The organism is Rickettsia endosymbiont of Ixodes scapularis, assembly GCF_000160735.1.
Taxonomy (GTDB): Bacteria; Pseudomonadota; Alphaproteobacteria; order Rickettsiales; family Rickettsiaceae; genus Rickettsia; species Rickettsia tamurae.
The window spans coordinates 928,484-930,741 of the sequence record NZ_CM000770.1 but is presented as its reverse complement, the minus strand read 5'-3'; the positions used below and the strand labels follow the sequence as shown (position 1 = coordinate 930,741).

Below are 2,258 nucleotides of genomic sequence, written 5' to 3'. Positions count from 1 at the left end.
TGAAGCGAAGCAGAATAATACCGAAGATGAAAAACAAAATTATCTATTGCAGCTAAGCAAACAATTAAATCCTGATTCAGTATGGTACAGGGCACGGAAATTTCTTATTGAACGTTATAACCAATATATTGATTGTGGGGTATTAAGTAAATTAGTAGTGGTAGAGGAAGATATAGTCAACCAAAAGGTAATCCTTAAATCAACAACGGCTTTTAATGATTATTATGTTAGGAATCGTCATATGCAAGATCTAGAAGAATCTTTTAAGACGCAAGATTATTGCTTTGAATTAATCAAGTTTGAATATAACTAAGCTATTGTGGTAATTGATAATTTGTAATAACTACTTCATCAGATATTTTATTGTGCTCGGGCATGGAATATTTAACCTTAATAATACTAATATTAAAATTTTTGTATAAGTTTCTAATAAAGGGAGTATTACTATTAGAAATCATTATTTTAATATTTTTATCATTAAGTTCTGTAGCAAAATCTTTAAGTCTCGTTTGTTCATTCTCATCAAAAGGTAATCTAGTATAAAACTTCTCACCTGATTTATGATAAGGAGGATCAAAATAAACAAAATCATTTTTTTGTGGTTCAATGAAAGAAAAATCTATAGCACAAATAGATGTGCCCGATAAAAGCTGACTACACTGTTTTAATCTAAAGGCAAGATCAGATTTACTATAATTCCTACCAGAGAAAGTTTGAGCTGGCTTTCCATCAATATTAATTCGGTAAATGCCTTTAAATGAATATCTATTAAGATAGATAAACCTTGCAGTAATTTTTGCTGGGTCATTACTGTCATTATTACTTCTAACTTGGTAATAATGCTCTTTAGAATGTTTTTCTTTATGAGAGTCTAATAGTTTACTGACCTGCTCTGGATTCTTCTTTATTGTGTTATAGGACGTTACTAGCTCTAGATTAATATCAGATAAATAGCATTGTTTAAATTTATCTCTAACTTGAAAAAATAAAGCTCCACCACCAAGAAATGGTTCATAGTAGTTGTTTAATTTTGCAGGAATAAATTTAATTAATTGATCAACTAATTATAATATAAAGTAGGCTTAAATGCCAGCAAAATACTATATTCAAAAGAATTTCTGATGTTTTTTGTAGCATAATTAATGCTACTTTGGATTTAGATGTAATAGATAAAGAGTTGAGCTAATAAACAATAGTAATTTAGCTGTGTCTCATTTGTGCAGCTGTTTGCCTAATTGTATAAAAATCTGTCAAAAAGCTTTTAAATCCTTTGTACTTCAAAGAATTGTAGTGATATCTGTCCTTGTTAAGAGCGGCCGTAGTGCAACTCTGGTTCAGAGGTTAAATTCAAGACTTCAATATTCTAACACTTTAACCTCTGAGCTGTTTTCTGAACTTTAACAGCAAGGAGATGCTATGACAATTAATAATCAAAATCAACCAAAAGATAATCATAATATTACTAATCTTACTAAAACAAATTGGAATCTTCAATTATCTCCTATATCTGTCACATTAATACCATCTCAGCAAGAAGAAAATATCATTAACTCGACGATCACAAATTATACTGATATTATTAAATATAAATTAGAATTACAAGAAGCAAATAATAAATTGAAAGAATCTGAGTTATTTAAAAGAGATGTGGTTCAAAATATGGTACATGGATTAAAGATTCCATGTAATGGGATTTTTTCATTAGTAACAGCTCTTTATGAAATAGAAGATAATCCTGAAAAAAAGGATTATTTAGCTAGTGTGGTAAATTGTGCTGCAGAATTACTGGATTATTATAACAATATACTTAGTTATTTACAGAATAATTCTGGATTACCTCCTATAATTTTAAATAAGTTTGATCCAAAACAGTTGGTAAATAAAATTATTGATAAAGCGATGCCAATAGCTCAACGTAAGGGATTAAATTTATCTTGTAATTTTCAGTATGATTTAACAAATGCTATAATTAGTGATACTTATCGAATAGGGGCAATATTAGAGCAGTTAATAGATAATGCTATTAAATTTACTAAAGAAGGCAGAGTTGTGGTAACAGTGAACATGTTTACTATTAGTCCAGCCGTTTCAGAATTAGAACAACAACACAGAGAAATGGTATGCCAATTTATGGTGCATGATAGTGGTATTGGTCTGTCTAAAGAAATCAGGCAACATCTTCATGAAAAGATTGATAAATTTGATGTTGCTATGCAATATCATGGACTTGGATCAGGATTAAGTTTTGTAAAACGTCT

General features: G+C 29.1%; 1 protein-coding gene and 2 pseudogenes. 2 read left to right on the top strand and 1 reads right to left on the bottom strand.

Annotated elements, in window-relative coordinates:
* Nucleotides 1–313: pseudogene (locus tag REIS_RS04710) on the top strand (hypothetical protein); the annotation flags it as partial.
* Between the two features lies 1 nt (nt 314).
* Here REIS_RS04710 and REIS_RS12590 read toward each other — a convergent pair.
* Nucleotides 315–1,064, bottom strand: a pseudogene (locus REIS_RS12590) (DNA adenine methylase); the annotation flags it as partial.
* 352 nt (nt 1,065–1,416) lie between these two features.
* Between REIS_RS12590 and REIS_RS04705 the strand changes: the two are divergent.
* Nucleotides 1,417–2,258: sensor histidine kinase (locus tag REIS_RS04705; protein ID WP_008580129.1), on the top strand; the 842-nt coding region annotated here is incomplete at its 3' end.